20 protein-coding genes and 4 pseudogenes are annotated in these 25,617 nt (G+C 70.2%); 10 read left to right on the top strand and 14 right to left on the bottom strand.

All coding sequences use genetic code 11. From position 1 onward, the window contains the following. Positions 1 to 45: 45 nt before the first annotated feature. The 14 genes and pseudogenes from ACWD0A_RS06385 to ACWD0A_RS06320 all read right to left on the bottom strand — a co-directional run bounded on the left by ACWD0A_RS06385 (position 46) and on the right by ACWD0A_RS06320 (position 14,955). Positions 46 to 1,227: a lytic transglycosylase domain-containing protein gene (locus tag ACWD0A_RS06385; RefSeq protein ID WP_451295537.1), complete on the bottom strand. Its 1,182-nt coding sequence runs from the start codon at positions 1,225 to 1,227 to the stop codon at positions 46 to 48. Positions 1,228 to 1,789: 562 nt separating this feature from the next. Beyond that, positions 1,790 to 2,821: a lytic transglycosylase domain-containing protein gene (locus ACWD0A_RS06380; RefSeq protein WP_451295147.1), complete on the bottom strand. Its 1,032-nt coding sequence runs from the start codon at positions 2,819 to 2,821 to the stop codon at positions 1,790 to 1,792. A 55-nt stretch (positions 2,822 to 2,876) separates the two neighbouring features. Next, the gene (locus ACWD0A_RS06375; protein ID WP_451295145.1) at positions 2,877 to 3,347 is read right to left on the bottom strand and encodes a hypothetical protein; all 471 of its coding nucleotides are present in this window, start codon (positions 3,345 to 3,347) and stop codon (positions 2,877 to 2,879) included. Positions 3,348 to 3,359: 12 nt separating this feature from the next. Next, on the bottom strand, positions 3,360 to 4,076 hold the full coding sequence (locus ACWD0A_RS06370) for an ABC transporter ATP-binding protein (protein WP_451295535.1): 717 nt from the start codon (positions 4,074 to 4,076) through the stop codon (positions 3,360 to 3,362). Beyond that, on the bottom strand, positions 4,073 to 4,909 hold the full coding sequence (locus tag ACWD0A_RS06365; protein WP_451295143.1) for an ABC transporter ATP-binding protein: 837 nt from the start codon (positions 4,907 to 4,909) through the stop codon (positions 4,073 to 4,075). The genes ACWD0A_RS06370 and ACWD0A_RS06365 overlap by 4 nt, the downstream gene beginning before the upstream one ends. Next, positions 4,896 to 5,996 carry a branched-chain amino acid ABC transporter permease gene (locus ACWD0A_RS06360; RefSeq protein WP_451295141.1) on the bottom strand — a complete coding sequence of 367 codons (1,101 nt, stop codon included), beginning with the start codon at positions 5,994 to 5,996 and terminating at the stop codon, positions 4,896 to 4,898. Before ACWD0A_RS06360 ends, ACWD0A_RS06365 begins: the two co-directional genes overlap by 14 nt. A 65-nt stretch (positions 5,997 to 6,061) precedes the next feature. Further along, positions 6,062 to 6,958, bottom strand: a complete 897-nt coding sequence (locus tag ACWD0A_RS06355) for a branched-chain amino acid ABC transporter permease (RefSeq protein ID WP_451295139.1) — start codon at positions 6,956 to 6,958, stop codon at positions 6,062 to 6,064. Then, positions 6,955 to 8,415: an ABC transporter substrate-binding protein gene (locus ACWD0A_RS06350; RefSeq protein ID WP_451295137.1), complete on the bottom strand. Its 1,461-nt coding sequence runs from the start codon at positions 8,413 to 8,415 to the stop codon at positions 6,955 to 6,957. Before ACWD0A_RS06350 ends, ACWD0A_RS06355 begins: the two co-directional genes overlap by 4 nt. Continuing rightward, positions 8,412 to 9,500 (bottom strand): hypothetical protein, encoded by a 1,089-nt coding sequence (locus ACWD0A_RS06345; protein ID WP_451295135.1) that lies wholly within the window; start codon positions 9,498 to 9,500, stop codon positions 8,412 to 8,414. The genes ACWD0A_RS06350 and ACWD0A_RS06345 overlap by 4 nt, the downstream gene beginning before the upstream one ends. A gap of 304 nt (positions 9,501 to 9,804) precedes the next feature. After that, positions 9,805 to 9,954, bottom strand: coding sequence for a hypothetical protein (locus tag ACWD0A_RS06340; protein ID WP_451295565.1), 150 nt, complete (start codon positions 9,952 to 9,954; stop codon positions 9,805 to 9,807). Between the two features lie 528 nt (positions 9,955 to 10,482). After that, a pseudogene (locus ACWD0A_RS06335) lies at positions 10,483 to 10,701 on the bottom strand (alcohol dehydrogenase); the annotation flags it as partial. 451 nt (positions 10,702 to 11,152) lie between these two features. Continuing rightward, positions 11,153 to 11,363 (bottom strand): annotated as a pseudogene (locus tag ACWD0A_RS06330) (beta-N-acetylglucosaminidase domain-containing protein); the annotation flags it as partial. A 253-nt stretch (positions 11,364 to 11,616) separates the two neighbouring features. Next, positions 11,617 to 13,789, bottom strand: a pseudogene (locus ACWD0A_RS06325) (NPCBM/NEW2 domain-containing protein); the annotation flags it as partial. 368 nt (positions 13,790 to 14,157) lie between these two features. Further along, positions 14,158 to 14,955 (bottom strand): DeoR/GlpR family DNA-binding transcription regulator, encoded by a 798-nt coding sequence (locus ACWD0A_RS06320; protein ID WP_451295133.1) that lies wholly within the window; start codon positions 14,953 to 14,955, stop codon positions 14,158 to 14,160. Positions 14,956 to 15,196: 241 nt separating this feature from the next. On the opposite strand from ACWD0A_RS06320, the gene ACWD0A_RS06315 reads away from it, so the two are divergent. From ACWD0A_RS06315 to ACWD0A_RS06270, 10 genes and pseudogenes are all read left to right on the top strand, one after another. Then, positions 15,197 to 16,459, top strand: coding sequence for an extracellular solute-binding protein (locus ACWD0A_RS06315; RefSeq protein WP_451295131.1), 1,263 nt, complete (start codon positions 15,197 to 15,199; stop codon positions 16,457 to 16,459). Positions 16,460 to 16,497: 38 nt separating this feature from the next. Further along, positions 16,498 to 17,409, top strand: coding sequence for a carbohydrate ABC transporter permease (locus ACWD0A_RS06310; RefSeq protein ID WP_451295129.1), 912 nt, complete (start codon positions 16,498 to 16,500; stop codon positions 17,407 to 17,409). After that, the gene (locus ACWD0A_RS06305; RefSeq protein WP_451295127.1) at positions 17,409 to 18,302 is read left to right on the top strand and encodes a carbohydrate ABC transporter permease; all 894 of its coding nucleotides are present in this window, start codon (positions 17,409 to 17,411) and stop codon (positions 18,300 to 18,302) included. Before ACWD0A_RS06310 ends, ACWD0A_RS06305 begins: the two co-directional genes overlap by 1 nt. A 54-nt stretch (positions 18,303 to 18,356) precedes the next feature. Continuing rightward, positions 18,357 to 19,307 carry an SIS domain-containing protein gene (locus ACWD0A_RS06300; protein ID WP_451295125.1) on the top strand — a complete coding sequence of 317 codons (951 nt, stop codon included), beginning with the start codon at positions 18,357 to 18,359 and terminating at the stop codon, positions 19,305 to 19,307. After that, positions 19,300 to 20,292, top strand: a complete 993-nt coding sequence (locus tag ACWD0A_RS06295; RefSeq protein WP_451295123.1) for an ROK family protein — start codon at positions 19,300 to 19,302, stop codon at positions 20,290 to 20,292. The genes ACWD0A_RS06300 and ACWD0A_RS06295 overlap by 8 nt, the downstream gene beginning before the upstream one ends. Continuing rightward, the gene (locus ACWD0A_RS06290; protein ID WP_451295121.1) at positions 20,289 to 21,221 is read left to right on the top strand and encodes a 1-phosphofructokinase family hexose kinase; all 933 of its coding nucleotides are present in this window, start codon (positions 20,289 to 20,291) and stop codon (positions 21,219 to 21,221) included. The genes ACWD0A_RS06295 and ACWD0A_RS06290 overlap by 4 nt, the downstream gene beginning before the upstream one ends. Then, positions 21,202 to 22,038 carry a class II fructose-bisphosphate aldolase gene (locus ACWD0A_RS06285; RefSeq protein ID WP_451295119.1) on the top strand — a complete coding sequence of 279 codons (837 nt, stop codon included), beginning with the start codon at positions 21,202 to 21,204 and terminating at the stop codon, positions 22,036 to 22,038. Before ACWD0A_RS06290 ends, ACWD0A_RS06285 begins: the two co-directional genes overlap by 20 nt. A 100-nt stretch (positions 22,039 to 22,138) precedes the next feature. Next, positions 22,139 to 22,270: pseudogene (locus tag ACWD0A_RS06280) on the top strand (LacI family transcriptional regulator); the annotation flags it as partial. 778 nt (positions 22,271 to 23,048) lie between these two features. Further along, entirely contained in the window at positions 23,049 to 24,497 is a 1,449-nt protein-coding gene (locus tag ACWD0A_RS06275; protein WP_451295117.1) for a Gfo/Idh/MocA family protein, read from the top strand. A gap of 49 nt (positions 24,498 to 24,546) precedes the next feature. Next, positions 24,547 to 25,548, top strand: coding sequence for an NEW3 domain-containing protein (locus ACWD0A_RS06270; protein WP_451295115.1), 1,002 nt, complete (start codon positions 24,547 to 24,549; stop codon positions 25,546 to 25,548). The last annotated feature ends 69 nt before the right edge of the window (positions 25,549 to 25,617 follow it).

The raw sequence follows: 25,617 nt of genomic DNA, 5'->3' as shown, positions 1-25,617 counted from the left end.
ACGGGAAGCGGTCGTCAGGTGGCTTCTCATCAACTTCCCAACGACTCAACCGGTGGTGCCGGTATGGATGGTTGGCACAGTCGACGGAGGTGCCGGCGAGGTCGGGACGGGAGCCGGGGGCGGGGTGGGTGCGTTGGGCGACGAAGGCAGGGCACCACCGGGGGCGCCGCCCCCCTCACCACCCGGCGTACTCGTGCCCGGGGATGGCACCGGAGCGGGCTGGTTGCCAGCGGGTCGCCCCGGTTCCGGAGTGTTGTCCGCCCTGCGTGGCGGCGGTGTGTGTTCCGGTTGCCGTGCGTGGTGGCGAGGCGCATCCGGTGCGGTGTCAGAATCCGAGCCCGGTGTGTCGGGCACCGCGACGGGGCCGCCGGAATATACGCGCATCCAGGCCAGTACCAGGTGGAGATAGGACTCTGAGTGGTTGTACGCGAGCACGGCCCGCCGCAGCCCCTCGGGTGTGGCCACATCATCGCCGGCCGCGCACAGGTACCGGCCTGCGGCCAGCGAAGCGTCGAAGACGTTGTTCGGATCGGCCCTCCTGTCGGCATTGCCGTCGGCGGCCCAGCTGCGCCAGGTGGACGGGATGAACTGCATGGATCCCACAGCGCGGTCCCAGACGGTGTCGTCGTCGTAGACCCCGTGATCCGTGTCGGCGATCGCCGCCACACCGGGACTGCCGTCCAACCGCGGTCCCAGAATCGGCGTCCGCGTGGTGCCCTGGGCGTCGACATCACCGCCCCGCGCATGCCCGGACTCCACCTTCCCGATCGCCGCCAGCAACGGCAGTTGCAGGTGGCAACCCGGCTCCGATGCCCTGGTGTTGTCCACCGCCCGCTGATAGGCCTGCAGCACCGTCGCCGGAATCCCCTGGACAACAGGCCGCTCCTGCCCCCGGCCTCCCCCGTTCCGCACGGCAGGGCTGTCGGTCACACCCGGCAGATCCGACAGTGACGGGAGATCGGGGTAAGCGGGATAGAGAGGGGTGCTTCCGCCGCCGGCACCCGGGCCCGTGACGACCCTCCTCTCAGCAGCGGCCGTAGCGACAGCTGCCGAGGAAGGTACGAGATGCTGCACCACCAGCATCGTCGACAGCGCTCCGGCCAACTTCTTCCAACGCATCATGCGGACATGGCGCTCCGGCCGTGTCGCGTGGAGATCGGACAGCGACATCACCGGGCGTCCGAGGCGGTCGTCATGAACGGATTGCTGCTTTCCTGCTTCCTGCATGGTCAACCTCACAATGTCTCAAGGCACTCGGTCGGCTATCGGCACATCAGGCGGTCGGCCCTGCGGGGCAAACCACTTTCCCTTGTTCGTTCTCCTCACGAACCAGCACCGGCGTCGTCGGCATGACCTGTCGTCAACGGCCTGCGGCCGCAGAGTCGTTTGGTGCTTTAGGCCGCCTGCCGCAGCAGCCGCGCGATCGTTTCTTCGCGCATGCCATGCGTCGGCCAACAGATCGGCCACCACATGGTTGGGCGAGCCCCATCGCGACGGCGCGCTCGGCCGGGATGCGGGCGCCGGTGAGTGCGTACTCCTTGGCGAGGAGCAGGCTGGTGTGCAGGGTGAGGTGAGCAGGCCGCCGTAGGCCGTGACCAGCCCGATCTGCACGTGCGGGTCGGCGAGGTAGGTCGTCTCGTGGTGACCCGCTGTTCCAGTCGAGCCGGTCGGGTCATCGCTCGCGCAGCAGCCGTTAGGCGGCTCGGCGTCGACGCGGCCGGGGAGAGCGGGCACCCTCTTCTTGCCAGGGCCGGCCCGGCGGCGGAGCCGCCGGGTGGCTTCATACCGGCTACTGATCAGTGGTCAGCGGCAGATCCGGTACCTCCGGTTCGGATGGCTGATCCGACGGAGCGGGCGCGTCCGGCTCCTGTCGCTCAGGTGGTCCGTCTGGGCTCGGGGACGGGCTCTCCTCCTTGCCTTGCCGTGGAGGCTGTCGTGGTGGTTCCTTGTCCCGCCGTGAGGGCTCGTCGCTGGGGCGCGGTTCCGTCGGCGCAGTGTGCGTCGGTTGCGTGGCCGGCGAGGTCTCGACCGCCGCCGCCTCGCCCGCGTAGACGCGCATCCACGCGAGCACCAGGTCCAGGTACTGCTCGGAGTGGTTGTACGCGAGCACGGCTCGGCGCAGGCCGCCGTCCCGGCTCACGTCTCCTCCCGCGGCGCACAGGTAGTGGGCCGCCGCGAGCGTGGAATCGCCCACGTTGTGCGGGTCGGCGGTGCCGTCGCCGTTGCCATCGGCTCCCCAACGCTGCCACGTCGAGGGAATGAACTGCATAGGACCGACGGCGTGGTCCCATGCGGTGTCATGGTCATAGACCCCGTTGTCCGTGTCGCGGATCGCCGCCACACCGGGGCCGCCGTCCAGTCGGGGGCCGAGGATGGGGGTGATGGTGCTGCCGTCCGCATTGACCCGGCCACCGCGGGCGTGACCCGATTCCACGCGGCCGATCGCCGCCAGCAGCGGCCATCTGAGCCCACAACCAGGTCGCCGCTCGTTCAGGACGGCCACCGCATTCCGGTAGGCGGCCAGCACCCGCGCGGGGATCGCGACGGCCCCTACCAGCCGCATCCGATCCGTACGATCACGCTCGTCGGCGTGCATCGCCGCCGGAGCCGGCGAGGGCTCCAGCCACAGGGCGCCCACCGGTGGCGGCTCAGGATACAGCGGTCTTCCGCCGTCAACCGCGCCGGCCATGACCTGGCTGGCTTCGGCCGGCTGGGCGACCTGGTACACCGCCACACCGGTCGCCGCGGTGGTCGCGGCGACCGCCCCGGCCACCGCGGGGGTGACCTTGATCCGCAGCCACGGCCACTTGGTCAGAAGCACGTCAGCGTCTCTCCTCACGAGGCTATCGTGTTGCGCAGTTGTGGCAGGGCCCGCCTCAACCCTGCCGGGCGGGTATCGCAACGCGCGGCGGCGCGCAGACCCGGCAGGGCGCGAGGTTGCGATCGATCGCCGCCTCGATGCCGAGCAGCTCGGACTCGTCCCGCGCCTCCGACAGCTGGCAATCGACGCGGTGGTAGGACGCGGCACCGGCCACCACGTAGCCGCTGAAGCCCGGACCCTGCGCGCCGGGACCGCCGAGCCCCTGCTTCTCTGCGGCGACGGCGAGACGGTCGATCGCCGCCTCCAAACGCACCCGGTCCACCCGGTGGTTCTGCACGATGAGCATCGCGGCGCCCACCACCACGACCGCCAGGCCGATGACGCCGCCCGAGATCAGGTAGGGGAACTGCGCCGGAAGTGAGTTGTAGCTCGCCGCCCCGTTCCAGCCGAGGGACATCAGGACGAAACCGATCAGGCACAGCAGCACACCGAGCTGCCCGCCCAGCCGACCGAAGTTGATCTGCATGATGTATGACTCCTATGCACCTGATCCGAGGTACGCCTCGCGCAGGTTGACGGTCCGCAACTCGTCTCCCACGCCGGTGTACACCAACGTTCCCTTTTCCATGATCAGCGCGCGGTCCGCGAACGGCAGCGCGCCGGCGTTCTGTTCCACCATCAGCACCGTGGTGCCGTCGGCCTTGATCCGCGAGGTGACCTCCCAAACGGTGCGCGCCACGGTGGGCGACAGACCGAGGGAGGCTTCGTCGATCAGTAGCAGCTTGGGACGGGACATCATCGCGCGCCCCACCGCCAGCATCTGCTGCTCGCCGCCGGACAGCGTGCCGGCGATCTGGTTCTCCCGCTCGGCCAGGCGCGGGAAGTAGTCCAGCACGAGGTCCATCTGCCGCTTGAGCGTCTTGGAGTCGCGGCGGCGGGACCACGCGCCGAGCTTGAGGTTCTGACTCACCGTCAGCCGGGGGAACAGCCGCCGGCCCTCCGGACTGAGCGAGATGCCGCCGGCCACCCGCTGTGACGGCGAGCCCTTGCGCAGCTCCTTGCCGTCGAAGGTGATGGAGCCGGACTGCGGCTGCAGCATCCCCGCGACTGTGGTGACCGTGGTGGTCTTGCCCGCGCCGTTGAGGCCGAGCAGCACGCAGCACTCGCCCTGCTCGACGTCGAAGCTGACGCCGTGCAGCACCGGGTACTGGTCGTAGCCGACCACGAGGTCGCGCACTTCGAGCAGCGCCATCAGACGTACTCCTCTCTCGCCCGCTCGGTGGCCGGCGCGTCGGCCGCGGTGACCGTGGGTGCCTCAGGTTCCTCCGGGTCCTCGCCCAGGTAGGCGCGCACGACCTCGGGATGCCGCCGCACCTCGTCCGGTTTGCCTTCCGCCAGCACCTGGCCGAAGTTGAGGCAGTAGACGTAGTCGGACACCCTGGTGACGAGCGGCACATGGTGGTCGATCATCACGATCGTCACGCCGAACTCCTTGCGCAGTTCGAGCAGCGTGTCGCCGAGCTGGTGGGCTTCCTCCGGTCCCATGCCCGAACCCGGCTCGTCCAGAAGCAGCAGGTCGGGGTCGGTGGCCAGCACCGCGGCGATCTCCACCTTCTTGAGCAAGCCGTAGGGCAGATCGGCCACTCGGGCCTGCGCGACTCCCTCGAGGTTCATCAGCTCGAGGATCTGGTGTGCCCGGTCGGCGAGCCTGCGCTCCTCGGCGAAAGTGGCCGGTCCACCGAGGATGCCGGCGAACGGGTCGTAATCGGTCTCCAGGTGCTGGGCGGTCACCAGGTTCTCCAGCACGGTGGTGTTCTTCACCAGGCCGACGTTCTGGAACGTGCGGCCGATCCCGAGCTTGGTGCGCTCGTGCACCGGCTTGCCGGTGATGTTCGTGCCCCGGTAGCGGACGCCACCGCTGGTGGGGCTGTAGAACCCGGTGATGCAGTTGAACAGCGTCGTCTTGCCGGCCCCGTTCGGGCCGATGATGCCGACGATCTCCCACTCCCCCACCTTCAGGTCAATGTGCTGCAGCGCCTTCACGCCGCCGAAGTGGATGCTGACGTTGTCGACCTCAAGCACGGACATCGGTTACCTCCACGTCCCGCACCTTCCCGGTGTGGATGTCGAACTTCCGGCCGAGCATCCATTCCTTGATCGGTGCGATCTGCTGCCCGATACCGCCGGGGTGGGTGGTCAGCGTCAGGATCAGCAGGATGGGGCCGAGGACATGGGGCACGAAGCTCAGCGGCAGCCCGATGCCGTCCTCGATCAGCCAGTCCACGCCGACGGTGTCGAACAGCCAGGTCTTGAACAGCCAGCCGCCCTCCATGAGTGCGAAGAACGCCGAGCCGATCACCACTCCCGCACGGTTCCGCAAGCCGCCCACGACGGTCATCAAGATGAACGACAGCGCCAGCTCGAAGCCGAAGTTCTGCGGGACGATCAGGTCCTTGCCGTGCGCGAACAGCGCTCCGGCCACGGCCGCGAACACTCCCGAGGTGACGAACGCGAGCAACGTGTAGGCCTTGACGTTGATCCCATAGGAGGACGCCACCCTCGGGTTCTCCCGCAGGGCCTGCAGCGCCCGTCCGCCCTTGGTTCTGGTCAAACGCCAATCCAGCCACAGCACCACGACCACGAACCCGAGGCACAGGTAGTAATAGGCCGTGGGGCTCTGGAACCCCATCGGCCGCGTGACCGCCTTACCGGCGTCACCGCCCGTGAAGCTGATGATTCCGAAGATGCTCTCCTCGGTGAACACGCCATAGGCGAAGGTGACCAGCGCGAAGTACAACCCGGTGAGCCGCAGCGAGATCGCGCCGAGCACCGCTGCCTGCATGCCACCCACGATCGCCGCGATCGGCACCGCCAACCAGAAGTCGATACCTAGGTCGACCTCCATGTAGGCCGCCATGAACGCCCCGATTCCCACGAACGCCTGGTGGCCGAGCGAGATGGTGCCGGTGTATCCGATCAGGATGTTGAGCGAGAGCCCGGTGATCACGAACACGGCAGCGGTGATCAGATGTCCGATGTCCTCGCCATGGAGGTCGAAGGGCGACAGGAAGTTGCCGGGAACCGCGAACACGAACCACGCCAGGGCCGCCCATGCCAAGCCGCGGGCGAACCACCCGGCGGTGGTCGGCCGGAACCGTGACTCGGGCTTCCCCACCACGCTGGGCAGAACGAGCGTGCTCTCGGCGGACGCCTCCTTGCCGGGCGATGCCTGTACCGCACTCATGCGCCGACCACCTTTCGCGTGAACAGGCCCTCTGGGCGAAGCAGCAGGACTACCAGCAGGAACACGAAGAGAATCGTCGCCTTCGGCCCGGGCAGGCCGGCCAGCGCGCTGAGCGCACCCAACTGCTCCACGAAGCCCACCAGAAGGCCGCCGGCCAGCGCCCCGGGCATGCTGCGCATCCCGGCGAGCACCGCGGCCATGAGGCCGGGCAGCAGCGCCGCACCGCCGCCGAAGGTGAGGAACGCCGCGGTGAAGGTGTCGTTGGGACCCGACAGGATCCCCGCGAGCCCACCGAGGGCCGCGGCGATTCCCCATGTCATCATCGACACCCGGCGCACGCTGATGCCCACCAGTTCGGCGGCGGTGGCCTCCTGCTGCGCGGCCTGTATCGCCAGCCCGGACGGCGACCGGAAGAACGCCGCCAGCGCCAGCGCCACCACGATCAGTACCAACACCGTGATCACCTTCTGGTAGGTGATGGCGACTCCCAGAACCGTGGCGATCGAGCCCTCGACGATCGGCGGCATCTCCCGGATCGGCTGCTCGTTGGTGAGCCAGAACTGGATGCCGATCGCCGTCGTCGCGACACCGGCGGTACCTACCAGCAGCGTCACCTTCGAGCTGTGCCGCAACGGACGGATCACCACTCGCTCCGTCACCAGCCCCATGACGACGGCCACGGATATGCCGAACAGCAGGCCCAGCGCGTAGTCCCAGTGCCACATTTCCACGGCCACGAAGGCTGCGAACAAGCCGGTGGTGCCGAACTCCGTCTGCGCGAAGTTGAACACACCGGTCGCGCGGTACACCAGCACGATGCCCAGAGCTACCAACGCGTACACACTGCCCCGGAACAACCCATTGGCCAGGGCGACGACCAGCTCCTGGCTCACGGCTTGTACCTCCCGGGCCGGGTCTTGTACTGCCGCGAACCACAGTCGGCTTCCAGCAGGTACATCGCGCTGCCACCGAACCTCTTGTTCGGTGCGAACTTGACCGACGGGAACACCCCGGCGTCGAAGGTCTTGCCACTGTTGAGCGTCGCCATGAACGTGCGGTGGCTGAGGTTCTTGCCGGCCGCCTGGAGCATCTGACCGACCAGCTTCTCAAGACCCCAGGCATTGATGGCGATATCGTCCGGATCAGCTCCGCCGTTCTTTGCCTTATACGCTTTCCGGAACTCGGAGTCGATCGAGTCTATCCTGTCCAATTGCGGGAACGACGAGAAGAACCGGGCGCCGTCGATCTGCGGGCAGCCACCCGTGGCAACCACGTTGAGCCCGCTCGTGTTCCCGGGACCGTAGAATTTCACGCTGCACGTCAGCGCCTTGGATACATTCACCAGGCCGCCAGGGCTCGCGTTCCACACGAGCGCCTTCGCACCGCTGTTGCAAATCTTCGCCGCGATCGAGGTTGCTTCGGCCTGGATCTTCTTCGGAGCGCGCTCGTTCAGCACGAGTTTGGTTCCGAACGCCTGCTTCAGTGAATTGCCCTGTATCTTCGCGTAGTTGTCCAGATTATCGTTCTCCGCCACGATCAGCCCGACTTTCTGCCCGGAGAAGGCCGCCCTCATCTCACGTGTGATCAGCGGCGCCTGCTGCTCGTAGGTGAGGTAGGCCGCGAAGTAGGTCTGCAGCGCGTTCAGCGATCCGAGACGCGGATTGGACTCATGCACACCGCCCGAGATGTAGGGCCACTGCCGGGAGTTCGCGTAGCGCGCGCAGGCGTCTATCTGGTCGGCACCGGCGGAACCGATGACCAGGAAGTACTTCTGTTCGATGAAGCTCTTGCACTTCGATACCGCGGTCGACGGGTCGAAGTTGTCGTTCTCGAGCTTGACCTGGAGCTTCCGCCCGTTGATCCCGCCCTTCTTGTTGATGTAGTCGGCGTACACGCCCACCGCGCGCTCGATCGAGTTCTGGGGGATCGCCGCCGCGCCCGTCACCGGTGCGTGCACGCCGATCTTGATCGGCTCGCCCGGCTTCAGCGGCGTGGGATCGCCGATACCCGGCGGCACCGGCCCGCTGGTGCCGCCACCGCTGCCGCCCTTGTCACCGGTACCGCCAGTGCCCGTCCCGGTCCCGGTCCCCGTCCCGGTCCCGGTGCCGGCGGCGTCTGTGCCGGCGCCCGCACTCACATCCTGCGCGCCGGTGTCCAGGGCGCCTGGATCAACCGGCTGACCGTCCGTACCAACCCCTCCGAGCGCACCTGCAGCGGTGCCCTGTCCACTCGGTCCACCCGGCCCGGCGTAAAGCCCGCTCACGCCCGGCTTCTGCCCGCAGCCCGAGACCACCGCAAACGCCAGCGCCACCGCTGCGACACCGATCTGCCTCGACCGTCGCCGGATCACTTCGCCTCCTTGAAAAGCGTCTTGACCACCCGGAGTTGGTCGAGCGCGCGGCCCACACCGTGACGCGCACCGGACAGCACCGGCTCACCGTTCGGGCCGAGCGCGAACATCACCGCATAGGCGAGCCCGAGCCCGACCGGGATCAGGAAGAGAACTCCGCCGGGGATGTCCTCCAGCATTGAGCCCACGTGCGTCACCGGGGTGGCCGCAGCCGGCAACTGCAGCCCGCTGTTGCGGGCCACGTCCCGGGCTTCCGTGGCGGCCGGCGCCGTGGCTTCATCCGGCATGGTTCCTGCATCCGCCGGTACTTCCCCGGAGACGTCCGTACCGGCACCTGTGCCGACCGCACCCGAATCGCCCGTCGTCCCGCTGTCCGCCGGTATGTCAGCCGGCGGTTGGGGGGTCGCTCCCCCGGTCGCCACCAGCTTCATGCCGATGCCCTTGTCCGACGGCCCGTCCCAGGTCACCTGGAAACTCATCGGCGCCTCGACCTGCTCCACGAGGGCGATCGAGGTGGGTAGCTGACTGTCCTGCGCCAGCCAGAGCCGCGCGATCGACGTGAGGTCGAAGTGCCAGATCCCGTCCTTGCCGCGTTTACCGGCAGCAGCGGCGCTTTCACAGTCGTAAGCCGGCCGCGACGACCACTTTCCACCCTCGGCCTTGGTCCAGAACGCATCCGTGACAGGGCACGCCACGACCTTGACGCCCTCGCCGTCGGAGTTCACGTTCGACTCGGGGGCGGACGATTCCCTCAGCATCACATCGAACGAGGTCACATCCGCGCCAGGGCCGTACTCCAGGGCGAACTCGACGGCCGCGACCATCTCCTCCGCACCATTGGCCGCCGCCACGGTCATCGCACCGGCAGGCACATTCGGCGGCGTCGGCTCAGGCCGAGCGATGAGGCCTGATTTATCGACCTCGTTCTCGTCGTTGCTCTTCCACCACCAACCCGCCTGATAAACTTTTCCTCCGATGGAGGGGCCCGGCTCAACGGCGGATGCCGCGTTGACCGGTGCGGCCGCACTCAGGATCACGGCGCACGACGCGGCGAACCCGGCACCGAGACTGCTGGGAGTAGACATCTTTCTCCTTGGCTAGTCCAACTGCCCTGTTGGACTGAATTGCTTGGGGGCCGGCAAGAGCCCGATTTCGGTCTCCCACGACTCGAGGGAGCACGCCGCGCCCGTGGGCATCGAGGAACACCGGGTCACGGAGGCGACCCAGAAGTCTGGCCTCACTGACGACATCCAGCGCGCACCCGCATCGAGGTCGCACCGGGCCAGTCGGCGTCTTGCGGGCGACGTGCACCCGGAATTGACATACGCACCTGGTCGACACGGCCGTCGAGCATGAGTGGGCGCGCTGCGTACGGCGCCCACCATGGCGTCAGTTACACGCCTGCGACATCTTTTCGTACGGTGCCGGCTCGTAGGCACAGCTGATCGCCAGGTCGGGGTCTGCGCGCCGGTAGAGCTCGGCGATGCGGGCGTGGTTGTCGCGGACCTTCTTCAGGTCGAATGCGACAAGGATTTCCATGGCGCGCAGGGCGGCCGGTACGGGGAGTGGCCGTCGATCGTTCCGTGGTGGCAGAAGGCGTCGCCGCACTGCGGTGGCCAGCGGTGCCGGCGTCCACAACGACACAGGCGCGTCGGTACGACGGCGGCCAGTCGGCTCGCCGGGTCGGGTGCCGAGGCGATCACCGTACGGACCGGGGCGGACCGCTCGACGGTCGAGGTGAGGGCGGCGGCCGTGGCCACCTTGCGCCGTCTCCTTGCGTCGTCGGCCGCGGCCGTGGTGGGGAGGGGGGTGAGCGGGTGCTACGGCAGGCGCCGTGTCCATGAGTGCACACTCCGATGGGTGGGGGGAGGGCAGGGGGGATATGGGCGGAGCAGGGGGGCGGCATCGCGACTGCGGGGAACGTACTGACCGGACGGTATGTACGTCAACGGGTTGTGCAGCAGTTCTTTCGCCTATGCGGTACCGGTGGTTCCGGCCAGGACAGCACTGTGGGCCGGCGTCATGGGACACCGGGCCGGAGCCGGAGACGACCACAGGAGGGCACCGCAGGACATCGTCGGTTGCGCCCGCCCGGCGGACGAACTCCTCCTTCGCCGGCGATCCGGGCGGCCTGCAGCGTGGCCGGCCCCACGCCGAACACCGCGAGGGCCTCCGCTTCGCGGACGCGCGCGGAGTGGTGGACGGCGCCCTCTCCGGTGAGCACCGCGCAGCCGAGCAGCGCCGCGTCAGTGACGCCGGACCCGGCGGCGCCGGTAGCACACAGGCCGGCAGCCCGCCGAGAACGTCGCCCAGCTCATGGGGGCTCACCCGTGAGGAGACAGGACACGTTCGGGGTGAGCCGCTCCGGGGCCGGTGGAGGCTCTATGCGCTGACTCCAGCCGCCATTGGGGCTGATGTCGAGCGCAGGGGTTGGTCTCGTGCTCGTGGGGTGGGATGTCTCCGATCGCGTTGTGGAGGCGCTGGTTGTTGAACCAGTCGACCCATTCCGCGGCGCCGGCCCCACTGACAAGGCACCGCCACCACAACTCCCCACCTGGCAACAGGTAAAGGTAGAACGGCCCCCTGCTCAGGGGTGTCCCGCAATGATCAACTGACCCGACACGTCAGCATCGGGGATGCCAACCTTGGGCCGGTCTGTCCGGCGAGCGCGAGGTTGTCGAGGTGGGCTATGCCAACCATGGCGTGATGGACGCCGTCTCTCTTCAAGCGGCAGTCGCGGAGGAGCTTCCAGCTCTTCATGCGGGCGAAGGGTGGCCACGAAGGTGCGCTGACACGTCGTTGAGGAGGTCGACCTGCGCCTTGGCGGCGGACTGCCGTCCGTGCGCGCCGTAAGCGGCCCTGTCCGCCTCGCAGTTCCAACGGGTTCAGCTGATGTGGTCGAGCGGGACGGAGAAGGCGCGGATGCCGAGGTCGTACGGCGCCTGGAGCCCCGTCTGAACCAGTTGGGGCCGTCGGAGTCTCGCGAGGGGCTGGAGTGGTGAAGGGGTTGCGTGGGGTCCGTGCGATCGGTCCGTTGGGTTGTGGTGCAGCGTGATGCCCTTGTACGGAACGGGAGTTGGGCAGCGCCGGACACCGGACGGAGGGACCTCCGGCCAATGTCCGGCGCTGTGCCCCGCAGTGGAACATCGCCGCGGCCCAGTCACCGTGGTCCCCGGTCTTGGACCCGTTGGTGTCCGTGACCTTGAGCCGCACGTGCCGGGCGCCGGCGAGCGGCACGTCGACGGGCACGGTGGCCGACGCCCCGGTCACCTTCGGGGACGTCCACAGCACCTTGCCGTCCGCCTCGACGGAGAAGGCCACTTCGCCATAGCCGTTGATCTCGTCGTCGATGCCGACATCCGCCGTGAAGGCCGTGCACCGGCCTCCCGTGTAGACCTCGATGCCGGAGTCGGCGTGCACGCCGATGCCCTTCGCGTACGTCTTGCCCGCCAGCGTCAGGGTGCGCCCGTCGCTCGCGCCGGACTCGCCGTTCGACCGGTCGCGCTCGGCGGGGCCGTACCCGTTGACGGACCGCAGCCACACGAGATCGCTCGCCCATGCGTCGGCCGTGGGCGGCGGGGGCATCACGGCGGTGGCGAACCGTCCGGTGGACGTGCGGGACTCGCCGTCCGACCGGTACCGCACCAGCGCTTCGAGCGTCTCCTCACCGGCCTTGGCCCCCTGAGCGGGAGTGACGGTGACCTCGACCCTCTTCGTCGTGCCCGCGGGAATGCGGCCCACCGTGCCCGCGGGCGCGGCCTGCCAGCCCTCCGGCGTCCGCAGAGTGAGGTCCGCGTCCGTCACGTCCGCGGCGCCCGCGGTGATGTCGACGGCCACGGAACCGGCAGTACCGGCTCCGAGTTCCTGCCCCGCCGGGGCGGAGACGGTCGCCGCCGCCGCCGGGTTCCTGCCGCCGACGGCGACGGAGGTGTACGGCTCGCCGTACCGGAACGGCTGCTTGTCGCTCGCGGCCCATCCGTCCATCGTCATCGTGGTGCCGAGGAACATCTTCCACTGGAGGTCGCGGGTGTACGTCTTGGCGCTGCCGCCGAAGATCCCGTCGACGTCGCCCGTGGTGCAGGCGAGGCCGGACATGGTGGCGCCCGCGTAGGTGGGGATCTGCCAGCGGATGTACTCCCAGCTGCCGGACTGGTCGCCGGACCACTGCACCCCACAGCGCTGCGCACCGGCCCAGCTCTCCGGCGCCCAGGTGAATCCGCGGGCGTCGCTGTTGTCCTCGATGCCCCGGTACGCGTCCTTGCAGCCGTCGAGCGCGAACTTGTAGCCGCCGCCGACCCAGGCCACGTCCAGCTTGGCGACCCGCTGCCCCGCCTTCACCTGGTCGGCGATCTTCTCGATGCCGTCCTCGGTCACAACCCGAGCTGCATGCCGCGGTCCTGCAGGCCCTTGGCCGTCTCGGCGAGGTTCTCGTAGCCGCAGCCGTAGCCGTCGTTGACGAGCATCCAGCCGTTCGGCATGTCGTGCTGGAGGTACCCGTCGGCGGCCTCAGGGCGTCGAGCGTGTGCCGTTCGCCGCGGTTGGCGTTGTGCAGGTAGCAGTCCGCGTCGCCGATCTCCATGCCGTAGATCGGCGGCAGGAACGGCTTGCCGGTGAGCTCGGTGTACTGGCCGATGACGTCCTTGGCGTCACCGGTGAAGTAGTAGGCGTCGAAGCGCTTCTCGCGCGCGGCGGCCGTCACCGGGTCGCCGAAGGTGTAGGTGTTGGGCGCGTACGTGTTGCGGAAGACGCCGTAGCCGCCCGAGGAGAGGTAGAACGGAACGGAGTTGGGGTGTCCCCCGTCGTTCCAGTTGTAGTCGACGCCGACCTCCACCTTCTTGCCCCGGTGCGAGGTGTTGCCGCGGCCGTTCTGCATGCCGGTGGCGTAGAACTGCTCGTCGGCGCCGCGCGCGAGGCTCTGGGTGGTGCTGTCGGCGGTTCCAGGTCAGTCCGGTGGTCTCGGACCAGACCCGGCTGCCGTCCGCGCGATGGAGGGCGAAGCGCAGCGGCGACTTGTAGGCGCGCAGCGTGATCCTCGGCGTGCTCAGCTCGTAGCGGTCGGGCCGCTCCTTCCAGTACGTCGCGGGCGTCGGGCCCTGCGGCAGCACGATGTCGTCGCCCGTCGGGTCGGTGAACCTGCCGTCCGGCGCGAGTTCGATGCGGAACGCCGTCGGAGACGAAGGTGACCCTCGCCGCGGCGCTGCCGGCACCGATCCGGTAGACGGCTCCCGAGGCTTCGAAGTCCGTGATGTCGCCGACCGTCGTGCCGGGCGGTTCCGCGGGGGCGGCCGCCGCACCGCCCGGCCCCCGCGAAGACCGAGAAGAGACCGAGCACAGCGACGACCGCTGCCACTCGTATGCGCGTTAGTGATTGCATGAGGTGTGTTTAGCGCAACTGCAAACACACGGCTAGAGTGCGGCCGCCGCGGTCCCGATCAGCCGGGCAGCTTCCCTTGCTGCTCGGCTCCGGCGGTGCAGGCCCGGATCAGGAGCTTCGCGCCGTCGGCACTGCCACCCTCGACGTGCAGACACCGGCCCGACTTCACGGGCAGGCGACGCCCACCAGGCCGTAGCGGTAGGCGTCCGTGCCGCGCAGCGCGGGCGCGACCTGGAGGAGTTCGGCGAGAGCGCGCTGCACGGTGGCGGGGTCGTAGCGCAGGCAGGTAGGCGATGCCCTTCCGGGCGCTGCCCGGCTGACCGGCGCCGGCCGCCCGCGGGGCGGGCCTCCCGGTGCGCCGCGCGGTGTCAGACGGCGATGACCTTGACGCCCGCCTCGACCAGGCGGGCCGAGGTCTCCGCGGAGACGTTGGCGTCGGTCACGAGGACGTCGATGCGGTCGAGTCCGCAGATCCGGGCGAAGGCGCGCCTGCCCAGCTTGGACGAGTCGGTCACGACGATCACCCGGTGCGCCCGCTCGGCGAAGAGCCTGCTGACGCCGGCCTCGTCCTCGTGGTGCGCCATGATCCCCAGCTGCGGGTCCACGCCGTCGACACCGAGGACGACCGCGTCCAGCACGACCTCGTTGAGAACGCCCATGGTCAGCGGTCCGACGAGCTCGTACGTCTGCGGGCGGGCCACACCGCCGGTGGTCACGATCTTGATCTGGGGGCGCACCGCGAGCTCCCCCGCGATGTTGAGCGCGTTGGTCACCACGGTGAAGGCGGGCGAGGGCGCGCCGGTGGTCTCCCGCTGCCCGCCGCTCGCCCGCAGCGCGAGCACCCGGGCGACCTCGGTCGTGGTCGTCCCGCCGTTGAGTCCCACCACCTCGCCGTCCCCGATGAGGTCGGCGGCCGCCGCGGCGATCCGCTGTTTCTCCGGGGCGTGCCGCGAGGACTTGTAGCGCAGCGGCAGTTCGTAGGAGACGCCGTGCGCGATCGCACCGCCGCGGGTGCGGACGAGCATCTGCTGCTCCGCCAGCTCGTCGAGGTCCCGGCGGATGGTCGCGCTGGAAACGTCCAGCGCGCTCGCGGCCTCCTCGACGTCCAGGCGCCCCTCGGCGGCCAGCAGCTCCAGCAGCGCGTTCCAGCGCTCGTGCTTGGACATCCTCGGACTCCTTGTCGCCTGTGCAGCCGCCCCTGAGCTGCCACTGATCGTACTGGGGACGCCTTCCGACCGGTCCGGGCCGGTGCCCGACGGTCGCCCCCCCTCAACGTTTTCGCTCACTTCTGCTTGAAACTCACGGGAAATGAGCAACTCTTGACAAGAGTGCCGACAATGCGACAGCGTGCTCAGCGCAAGGGACCCCGTGCAGGGTCGAGGTCTTGTGACAAAGGCGGTCTTGGCAGTGATCAAGCGCATACTCGCTCTCTCCGCGGCCTGCGCGATCGGCGCGCTCACGCTCACGGCATGCGGAGGCGGCGGCGGTTCGGCCGACGGAGAGGTGACGCTGAAGCTCGTCGCCGCCGACTACGGGGACAAGGCGTCCAACAGCTCGACGGCCTACTGGGAGGACGTGGCCAAGAGGTTCACCGCCGCCAACCCCAAGATCAAGGTCGATGTCCAGGTCATCAACTGGAACGACATCGACGCCCAGGTCAAGACCATGATCCAGAGCGGGAACGTCCCCGACGTCCTCCAGACCGGCGGCTATGCCGACAAGGTCGCCGACGACCTGCTCTACACGGCGGACGAGGTCCTCTCCGAGAAGACCCGCGCCAACCTCATCGACAGCTTCGCGAAGGCGGGAGAGGTCGACGGGACGCAGTACGGCATCCCGTTCGTCTCCTCGGCCCGCGCCCTGTTCTACAACAAGGACGTCTTCGCGAAGGCGGGCATCACCGAGGCTCCCACGACATGGGACGAGGTGAAGGCCGCCGCCGAGAAGATCAAGGCCAAGGCTCCCGGCGTCACCCCGTACGCACTGCCGCTCGGGCCCGAGGAGGCACAGGGCGAGTCGCTGATCTGGGAGCTCGGCAACAGCGGCGGCTACACCGACACCGGCGGCACGTACACCCTGGACAGCAAGGCCAACGTCGAGGCGTTCTCCTGGCTGAAGTCCCACCTCGTCGAACCGGGCCTCACCTACGCCAACCCGGCGACGACGGACCGCAAGACCGCCTTCGCGGACTTCGCCGCAGGCAAGGCCGCCATGCTCAACGGCCATCCCTCGCTGATCCAGATGGCGAAGGACGGCAAGGTCGACTACGGCGTCGCCCCGATCCCTGGCAAGTCGGGGGCGCTGAAGTCCACTCTGGGCGTCGCCGACTGGATGATGGCCTTCAAGGACAACGGCCACCAGGAAGAGATCAGGAAGTTCCTCGACTTCGCGTACTCCAAGGAGAACACGCTGAAGTTCGACGAGACCTACAACCTCATGCCGGTCACCGAGGAGACCCTGAAGGAGATGACCGGCAACGGGAAGCACAAGGACCTGGAGCCGTTCTTCGAGCTGCTGCCGAACGCGGTGTTCTACCCGCTCGGCGACACCACCTGGGACATCGTCTCGGCCGAGATCAAGAAGAGCGGCGGCACCGCGGTGAGCGGCGATCCGGCGAAGGTGCTGGGTGAGCTGCAGAAGAAGGCCGAGGACGCGGTCGCCGACCAGTAGCCGACGGCCCGTCCCGCACCGACACGGAAGGCACCCTCGTGTCCACCACCTCCCCCACGACGCGCCGCTCCGGCCGGGGCGGCGGGCTCGCCCGCCTCGGGCCGCTGCCCTGGATCGGCCCCGCCGTCCTGCTCATCGTGCTCGTCGTGGTCTGGCCCGTCTACGAGATGGTCCGCACCTCGTTCCTCAAGATCAGCAGCAGCGGTTTCGTCCGCGGCTCGGCGGGATTCGACAAGTACAAGCAGCTGTTCGACGAGCCCGCGCTGCCCTCGGTCCTCCTCGCCACGGTCGTGTGGACCGTGGTCGTGGTGACCGCCACGATGGTGATCTCCCTGGCGCTCGCGCAGCTGTTCAACCAGAGGTTCCCGGGCCGGCGTGTGACCCGCTGGGCGCTCATAGCGCCCTGGGCCGCGTCGGTGGTGATGACCGCCATCGGCTTCAAGTGGATGCTGAACCAGACCGCGGGCGTCCTCAACACCCTGATGACGGACCTGCGTCTGATCGACGGACCGAAGGACTGGCTCGGCACGGCGTCCACCGCCTGGCCGTGGATGATGTTCGTCGCGGTCTTCGTCTCTCTGCCGTTCACCACCTACACGCTGCTCGCCGGTCTGCAGACCGTGCCGGGCGAGGTGTACGAGGCGGCGAGGGTCGACGGCAGCGGTCCGTGGCAGACGTACTGGCGGATCACGCTGCCCCTGCTGCGGCCGGCCTTCCTGGTCGGCGTCGTCATCAACCTGATCAACGTCTTCAACTCGTTCCCGATCATCTGGAGCATGACGCACGGCGGCCCGGACAGCGACACGGCCACCACCACCGTCTTCATGTACCAGCTCAAGAACTCCGACATCGGCGAGTCCGCCGCCATGTCCGTCGTCAACTTCGCCCTGGTCGTGGTCATGGTCGCCGTCTTCCTCAAGGCCGGCCGGTGGAACCAGGAGGAGTCCTGATGGCCCAGCAGACGCTCTCCCCCGCCGTCACCCGGCCTCCTGCCGGGCCGCGCACGGACACCGTGCGGCCGGGCGGCAGCCTGCGGCCGCGCACGGTCGTCGCCGCCGCGGCCGCCTGGATGATCGCGGTGGTCTTCCTCCTGCCGTACGCGGAGATGGTGATCACCGCACTGCGGCCGGCCGGTGAACTGCGCGACGCGACCTACCTGCCCGGCGAGTTCGCCTGGTCGAACTTCGTCGGCGTGTGGCGCGACTCGAACCTGGGCGCCAACCTGCGGGTCACCCTCCTGGTGGCCGGCGGGTCCACGCTGCTCGTCCTGCTGGTCGCCCTCCCCGCCGCCTACTACACGGCGCGCACGAAGTACCGGGGCCGCAAGCTGTTCCTGCTGCTCGTGCTGGTCACCCAGATGTTCCAGCCGACGTCGCTCCTGGTGGGCCTCTACCGCGAGTTCTACCAGCTGGACATGCTCAACTCGGTGTGGACGCTGATCCTGTGCAACGCCGCGTTCAACCTGGCCTTCGCCATCTGGATCCTCACCGCGTACATCGGCTCCATCCCGGTGGCCCTGGAGGAGTCGGCGATGATCGACGGCCTCGGGCGCATGGGGGCACTCGTACGGGTCACCCTGCCGCTGGCGCTGCCCGGGGTCGTCACCGCGATGATCTTCACGTTCATCGCCGCGTGGAACGAGTTCGTCATGGGCCTGACCCTGTCGACGATCCCCGAGAGCCAGCCGCTGACCGTCGGCATCAACAGCTTCATCGGCAATTACACCGTGCAGTGGAACTATCTCTTCGCCGGCTCGGTCATCGCCATCGTGCCCGTCGTCGTGCTGTTCGCTTTCATCGAGCGCAAGGTGGTCTCCGGTCTGACCTCCGGATCCGTCAAATAGCGGGCCGGCGCCCCTCATTCGTCAATCGACCCTTCTGAGCAAGGAGTTCAGCCCATGACCGCCCCGGACGCCTCCCGCACCTCGGTCGAGATCGCCTCCCAACCGGACACATGGAGGCGAGCGGCCGAGTCCGTCGGTTCGCTCGAAGGCGTCCTGCCGCGCCGCGGCGAGCGTGTCGCCGTCGTCGGCTGCGGCACCTCCTGGTTCATGGCCCTCGCCTACGCCCGGCTCCGCGAGGCGGGCGGCCACGGGGAGACCGACGCCTTCGCCGCCTCCGAGTTCCCCGCCGACCGCGGCTACGACCGTATCCTCGCCATCACCCGGTCCGGCACCACCACCGAGGTCCTCGGCCTGCTGGCCGAGGTGAAGGGCACCGTCGCGACCGCGGCCCTCACCGCCGACCCCGCCACCCCCGTCATGGACGCCGCCGACGCCGTCGCCGTCCTGGACTACGCCGACGAGCAGTCGGTCGTCCAGACCCGCTTCGCCACCACCGCGCTCGCCCTGCTGCGCGCGCATCTGGAGGCCGAGGACGCGCTGCCCGCAGGGGTGCGTCCGCTGGCACGGGCCGTCGAGGACGCCGAGCGTGCCCTCGCCGAGCCGCTCAGCGCCCAGGTGCGCGCCGCCGAGCAGTTCACGTTCCTCGGCACGGGCTGGACCTACGGCCTCGCCCTGGAGGCGGGCCTCAAGATGCGGGAGGCGGCGGGCGCGTGGACCGAGTCGTACCCGGCCATGGAGTACCGGCACGGGCCGATCAGCATCACCGGACCCGGCCGCGTGGCGTGGCTCTTCGGTCCGACGCCTGCCGGTCTGGCCGACGACGTCGCGCGGGTCGGCGGCACCTTCGTCGCCGGGTCGGGGGACGCGGCCGGCGAGCTCGACCCGCTGGCGGACCTGATCCGGGTGCAGCGGCTGGCCGTCCTGCTCGCCGAGGCGCGCGGGTTCGACCCCGACCGTCCCCGCAACCTCACCCGGTCCGTGATCCTCGAGAACAGCCATGCCTGATCCGCACGGCACGCGCGACTGCGTCGTGGCGCTGGACGTCGGCGGCACCGGTATGAAAGGGGCGCTGCTCGACCGGGCGCTGACGCCCCTGGCCGTGCTGCGCAGGCCGACGCCCCGCCGGGACGGCCCCGACGCGGTGGTGGCCGCGATCAGCGGCGCACTGCGCGACCTCGCGGCCCAGGCCGCCGACCGGCGCCTGACGGTCCGCCATGCGGGCACGGTGGTCCCCGGCATCGTCGACGAGGCGGCCGGACGGGCGGTGTACTCCGCCAACATCGGCTGGTCCGACCTGCCGCTCGCGGCACTGCTGCGGGACGCGTCGGACCTGCCCGTCACGCTCGGGCACGACGTGCGCGCCGGTGGGCTCGCCGAGTGCCGTACCGGTGCCGCGCACGGCGCGCGGGACGCGCTCTTCGTGCCCGTCGGCACCGGCATCTCGGCGGCCGTCCTGTGCGAGGGCCGGGTGGTGCGCGGCCTCGGGTACGCCGGAGAGCTCGGTCATGCAGTGGTGGAGCCGGACGGCGATCCGTGCGCCTGCGGCGGCCGCGGCTGCCTGGAGACCGTGGCGTCCGCCGCGGCGATCGAGGCCGCGTACGCGGCGCGTTCCGGGCGCGCCGTCGACGGCGCCGCCGGAGTGGCGCGCCTGGTGGCGCAGGGCGATCCCGTGGCCGTGGCCGTGTGGGACCGCGCGGTCGACGCGCTGGCCGCGGCGTTGGCGACGTTCACGACGCTCCTGGCCCCTGGTCTGATCGTGGTCGGCGGCGGTCTCGCGCAAGCGGGCGGCCTGCTGCTCGATCCGCTGCGGGCGCGCCTCGGCGAACGGCTCACGTTCCAGCGCCGGCCCGAAGTGGTCCGCGCCGAACTGGGCGACGAGGCGGGCTGCCTGGGCGCCGGGATCCTGGCCTGGCAGGCGGCGGGGGTCGAGCCGGTCTTCCGTGAGCCGGCTTTCCGCGAGCCCGTGACCGCGGGAGCCGCGGCACCGTGATCCTCACCGTGACCCTGAACGCGGCGCTCGACGTCACCTACGAGGTCGACGCCCTGGTGCCGCACGGCTCCCACCGTGTGCGCGCCGCCTACGAACGGGCCGGCGGCAAGGGCGTCAACGTCGCGCGCGTCCTGTCGGCCCTGGGCACACCGGCGACGGTGACCGGGCTCGCGGGCGGCCCGACGGGGCAGCTCATCCGGGACGAGCTGCGCGCGGCCGGACTGCGGGACGAGCTGGTGCCCGTGGCGGGCGACTCGCGCCGCACGGTCACCGTCGTCTCCCGCGAGGACGGCGACGCCACCGTCTTCAACCAGCCCGGCCCTCCGGTGGATCCGGTCTCCTGGGCGGACTTCACCGCCCGCTTCGCCCGCCTGGTCCGCGAGGCCGCGGTCGTGGTCCTGTCCGGCAGCCTGCCGCCCGGACTGCCGTCCGACGCGTACGCGCAGCTCGTCCGGTCGGCCGCCGGGGCGGGGGCGGCGACCGTCCTCGACACCAGTGGTCCTGCCCTGCTCGCGGCGCTGGCCGCCGGGCCGGACGTGGTCAAGCCCAACGCGGCCGAGATCGCCGAAGTCACCGGTCACCAGGACGTCGTGGCCGCCGCGGAGGCCCTGCGCGCGCTCGGAGCACAGGCCGTGGTGGCCTCGCGAGGGCCGGAGGGGCTGTACGCGGTGACCCCGCAGGGTGCGTGGCGCGCCACTCCCCCGCACCGGCTGTCCGGGAACCCGACGGGCGCGGGGGACGCCTGTGTCGCCGCGCTCGCCGCCTCGCTCGCGCACGGCGATCCGTGGCCCGTGCGGCTGCGCGAGGCCGTGGCGCTCTCGGCCGCCGCGGTCCGCTGCCCCGTGGCGGGCGATGTCGATGCGGACCTCTACGACCAGTTCCGTACCACCGTTTCCGTGGAGAACACCCATGCCTCTCACGTCCACTGACGACATCGTCGGTCCGGCCCGCGCGAACACCTCGGGTGTCGGCGCGTTCAACGTCGTGCAGCTCGAACACGCAGAGGCGATCGTCGCCGGCGCGGAGCTCGCCCAGCTGCCGGTGATCCTCCAGGTCAGCGAGAACACCGTCCGCTACCACGGTGGGCTCGCCCCGATCGGGCTCGCCTCCCTCGCCGTGGCGCGGGCGGCCGATGTCCCGGTGGCGGTCCATCTCGACCACGCCGAGTCCCCCGGCCTCGTCCGCGAGGCCGTCGACCTCGGCTTCACCTCCGTCATGTTCGACGCCTCCAGGCTCCCCTACGACGAGAACGTGGCCGCCACGCGGGAGATCGCCGACCACTGCCACAGCGCCGGCGTGTGGGTGGAGGCCGAGCTGGGCGAGGTCGGCGGCAAGGACGGCGCGCACGCGCCCGGCGTCCGCACCGATCCGGACGAGGCCCGTGCCTTCGCCGCGGCGACCGGCGTCGACGCGCTGGCCGTCGCCGTGGGAAGTTCGCACGCCATGCTCACCCGGGACGCGGTCCTCGACTTCGAGCTCATCGCGCGGCTGCGCGAGGCCGTCCCCGTGCCGCTGGTGCTGCACGGTTCGTCGGGTGTCGGTGACACGGACCTGGGGAAGGCCGTCACGGCGGGGATGACGAAGGTGAACATCTCCACTCACCTCAACAAGCTCTTCACCCGCACCGTGCGGGAGCGTCTGGAGGCGTCCCCCGGCGTCGCGGACCCCCGCAAGTACCTCGGCCCGGCCCGTGACGCGGTGGCGTCGGAGGTCGCGAGGCTGCTGGACGTCCTCGCGGGGGTCTGAGACCCGCGAGGCGGGAGGAGGGCGACGGGAGCGGGCCGCTGGTGCGGTCCCCTCCCGTCGTGCGTCCGGGGCACTGCGGCCGGCGGACGCGAGAAGGCCCCTGGGCGCGCTGGCGGTGGGCCATCTGCTGCGGCACATCGACGACCCGGAGGCCGCGCCCGAACCGGCTTCCGTGGAACCGAAACTGATCGTCCGTACGAGCACGACCCACGCCCGCGGCACGACTGCCTGACGCCTCCCCGTCGCCCCCCGGGGCGGGCGTGCGCTCCCGGGGCCCTCGGGCTCCGTCCTGGTGAAAAGGCCCGCCGGCAGGCGCGGTCCGGCCCGGGGCCCGGCGGGACCGAAGCGTGGCGAGCACGCGGGGCAGGGGCGCCCGGCCGGCAACCCCAGGGGGACCCGCAGCGCCGGGTGCGCCGAGGAGCGTCGTCCCCCGCGCAAGAGCCCGAGCCCGACGGGGCCGGACCGTGCCGGGTACCCGGGGACGGGGCACTCGGTTGGCACCCAGGACGGGCGCCTTGTGCACCCGGCAGCGCGCGGGCAGGGCCCCTCCGCACAGCGCGGCGGCGGGGCAACCGGCCTGCGCACAGCTCCAAGCCCCCAATGAGACAGGCACGTTGCGCCCGTGCGTGCACCGGGACGCCGCGCACGCGGTGTGTTGCGGCGAGGCCGGACTCCCGCTCACCACCCGCGGGGACTACCGGACGCGGCCTGCGCGCCCCCGCGGGCGCCGTCCCGGCACAGCAGACCGCCCGCAGGCGACCTACGGCCCGGGGCCCGGACCATTGCCCGGTGGCAGGCCGCCGGTGCGCCGCCCACCGCAGCCGGCTCCGGAGGGCGCGCGGCGGACGCAGGACCGTCGGCCGGCACGGCGACCGCGCAGGTCGCACCCCGCAAGCCACTTGTGCGTTTCTGTTTGTAAGTCCGTTCTTGCGAGCAACTATTGACACGCCTGCGGCGGTCCCGTCAGAGTCGTCCCGCCAGTGATGCCGACCCCATGTCTGGAGCTCGTCATGCCTGAAGTCCCCGAAGTCTCACGGCGTTCGGTGCTCGGAGGCGCCGCCGCCGGTGCGCTCGCCGTCGGTCTGGGGGCCGGCGCCGCCTCTCCGGCGTTCGCCGCACCGGGCGCCGACGCCGACGTCGCGGCCGGAGCCGCCGCGCCGAGTCGCCGGGCCGGTCAGACGTCCATGATCAATGTGCCGTACGAGGCGCACCGGACAGTCCGCGTCGCCACCATCGGCCTCGGCAACCGCGGCAACGGGATGACCAAGGGCTGGTCCGTCGTTCCCGGTTGCCAGGTGACCGCCGTCTGCGACATCCGCGCCGACCGCGCGAAGCGCGTCGCGGACGACCTGGTCAAGGCGGGCAAGCCGCGCCCCGCCGAGTTCGGCGGCTCCGCCGAGTCGTACGCCGAGATGCTCAGGCGCGACGACATCGACCTCGTGTACATCGCGACGCCGTGGGAGTTCCACTACGAGCAGGGCAGGGCCGCCCTGCTGGCCGGCAAGCACGTCATCGTCGAACTCCCCATCGCCACCGAGCTCGACGAGCTGTGGGACCTGGTCGACACCTCCGAGCGGACCCGCCGCCACCTGATGCTCGCGGAGAACTGTTCGTACGGGCGCAACGAGCTGGCGATGCTCAAGATGGCGCACGAGGGCGTGTTCGGCGACGTCACCAACGGGCACGGCGGCTACCTGCACGACCTGCGCGCGCTGCTGTTCTCGAACACGTACTACACGGACTCCTGGCGCCGTCTGTGGCACACCCGCAGCACGGCCTCCTTCTACGCGATGCACGGGCTCGCCCCGGTCGCCGCGGCGATGGACATCAACCGCGGCGACCGGATGACGACGCTGCGCGCCACCGCCACCGCCCCCAAGGGACTGGCCGACTACCGCGAGCGCTTCGTTCCCAAGGGGCACCCCTCCTGGAACGAGACGTACATCAACGGCGACCTCGTCACCTGCCTGATCGAGACGGCGAACGGCCGCGTCATCAGGGCCGAGCACGACGTCAGTTCGCCGCGTCCGTACAGCCGCATCAACTCCCTCGCCGGCAGCCGGGGCATCTTCGAGGACTACGCGGGAACGTCCCGGACCGGCGGGCGCGTCTACTTCGAGCCGGACCACGGCGGCCACGCCTGGCGGGACTTCGAGCCGTACCGCAAGGAGTTCGACCACTGGCTCTGGAAGAAGATCGGCGACGACGCGGCGAACAACGGCGGCCACGGCGGCATGGACTACGTCCTCCAGTGGCGCACGGTGCAGCAGATGCGGGCCGGTCTGGTGCCGGACATCGACGTGTACGACTCGGCCACCTGGTGCTCCCCGGTTCCGCTGAGCGTCATGTCCCTCGACCGCAAGGGGAAGCCCGTGGCGGTGCCCGACTTCACGCGGGGCGCGTGGGTGAACCTGCGCGGCGGGCTCGACTCCCGCATGACCGAGATGCCGCCGGTGTGACGCCGGCACTCTCCCTTCCCCGTCCCCCTGAGACAAGGAGCGAGCAGCGATGTCCGTCCTTCTGACCGCGCCACGAAGAGCCGTGGCGGCCCTGTCGGTGGCCGCCCTGGCGTTCACCGGCGCCCCCGCGGTCGCCGCACAGGCCGCCGAGGAGCCCGCGCCCGCGGCACGCACCGAGGTGGCGATCTCCCCCGTCGATCTGGACGGTCCGGCCGTCTCGGCGGTCAAGGTCACCGTCACCAGCGCGGGGCCGGAGCGCATGCGCCGCCTCGAGGTCGCCTTCGAGGGCCCCGCCGGGTGGGCGGTGCAGCCCGCCGTGCGCAGCGTCGACGGTTCGTACGCGCCGGGCGCGGACGCCACGGCGGAGTTCAGGATCCAGGTGCCGGAGCCGCGCCCCGGGTTCACGATGCGCACGTTCACGGCCACCGCCACCTATGAGGGCGGTGACGGCCGGGGCACCGCCACCGGCACGCGCGTGCAGCGCTCGGGTCCGGTCCTGGCCCGCCTCTCGGACGCGTACAACAACGTCGGCATCACCGACGAGAACAACACCGGGCCCGGTGACTACGACGGCGAGGGCAACAGCTTCTCCGCACAGAAGCTGGCGGCCGTCGGGCTCACGCCGGGAGCGCCCGTGACCGCCCTGGGGGCGCGGCTGACCTGGCCGTCCGCCGCGCCGGGCACGAAGAACAACGTGGCGAGCACGGGGCAGGCCGTGCGGTTCGACGCCAAGGGAAGCCGTCTGGTCTTCCTCGGCTCGGGCGTCACCACCGGGGCCACCGGCACCGCGACGGTGATCTACACCGACGGCACCAGCACCACTGGCGCGGTGGGCTTCCCCAACTGGTCGTTCCAGGACGCCACGGAGCACGGCGCGACGCTGATCAGGTCGACGGACGGCCGCAACCGGCCCGACGGTTACGGCAACGCGGGCATCGCCTACCGGGTGTTCGCCAACTCGATCCCGCTCGATCCGGCGAAGACGGTCGAGGTGGTCGTCCTGCCGGCGAATGCCAACGTCCATCTGTTCGACATGGCGGTGGCCCCGTAGGACGCGGGCACGCTGTTCGGCCGGCCGGCGGAGTGAGACGCCCTCCGCCGGCCGGCTTTCATCCGTGCG

This window comes from Streptomyces sp. NPDC002867 (assembly GCF_053591895.1).
This window is presented reverse-complemented; position numbering and strand designations above follow the sequence as displayed.

Coding starts and splice junctions, on each gene's coding strand:
- ACWD0A_RS06385 (WP_451295537.1), bottom strand. CDS start 1,227: ATGCAGGAAGCAGGAAAGCAGCAATCCGTTCATGACGACCGCCTCGGA.
- ACWD0A_RS06375 (WP_451295145.1), bottom strand. CDS start 3,347: ATGCAGATCAACTTCGGTCGGCTGGGCGGGCAGCTCGGTGTGCTGCTG.
- ACWD0A_RS06365 (WP_451295143.1), bottom strand. CDS start 4,909: ATGTCCGTGCTTGAGGTCGACAACGTCAGCATCCACTTCGGCGGCGTG.
- ACWD0A_RS06345 (WP_451295135.1), bottom strand. CDS start 9,500: ATGTCTACTCCCAGCAGTCTCGGTGCCGGGTTCGCCGCGTCGTGCGCC.
- ACWD0A_RS06340 (WP_451295565.1), bottom strand. CDS start 9,954: ATGGAAATCCTTGTCGCATTCGACCTGAAGAAGGTCCGCGACAACCAC.
- ACWD0A_RS06320 (WP_451295133.1), bottom strand. CDS start 14,955: ATGTCCAAGCACGAGCGCTGGAACGCGCTGCTGGAGCTGCTGGCCGCC.
- ACWD0A_RS06305 (WP_451295127.1), top strand. CDS start 17,409: ATGGCCCAGCAGACGCTCTCCCCCGCCGTCACCCGGCCTCCTGCCGGG.
- ACWD0A_RS06300 (WP_451295125.1), top strand. CDS start 18,357: ATGACCGCCCCGGACGCCTCCCGCACCTCGGTCGAGATCGCCTCCCAA.
- ACWD0A_RS06295 (WP_451295123.1), top strand. CDS start 19,300: ATGCCTGATCCGCACGGCACGCGCGACTGCGTCGTGGCGCTGGACGTC.
- ACWD0A_RS06285 (WP_451295119.1), top strand. CDS start 21,202: ATGCCTCTCACGTCCACTGACGACATCGTCGGTCCGGCCCGCGCGAAC.
- ACWD0A_RS06275 (WP_451295117.1), top strand. CDS start 23,049: ATGCCTGAAGTCCCCGAAGTCTCACGGCGTTCGGTGCTCGGAGGCGCC.
- ACWD0A_RS06270 (WP_451295115.1), top strand. CDS start 24,547: ATGTCCGTCCTTCTGACCGCGCCACGAAGAGCCGTGGCGGCCCTGTCG.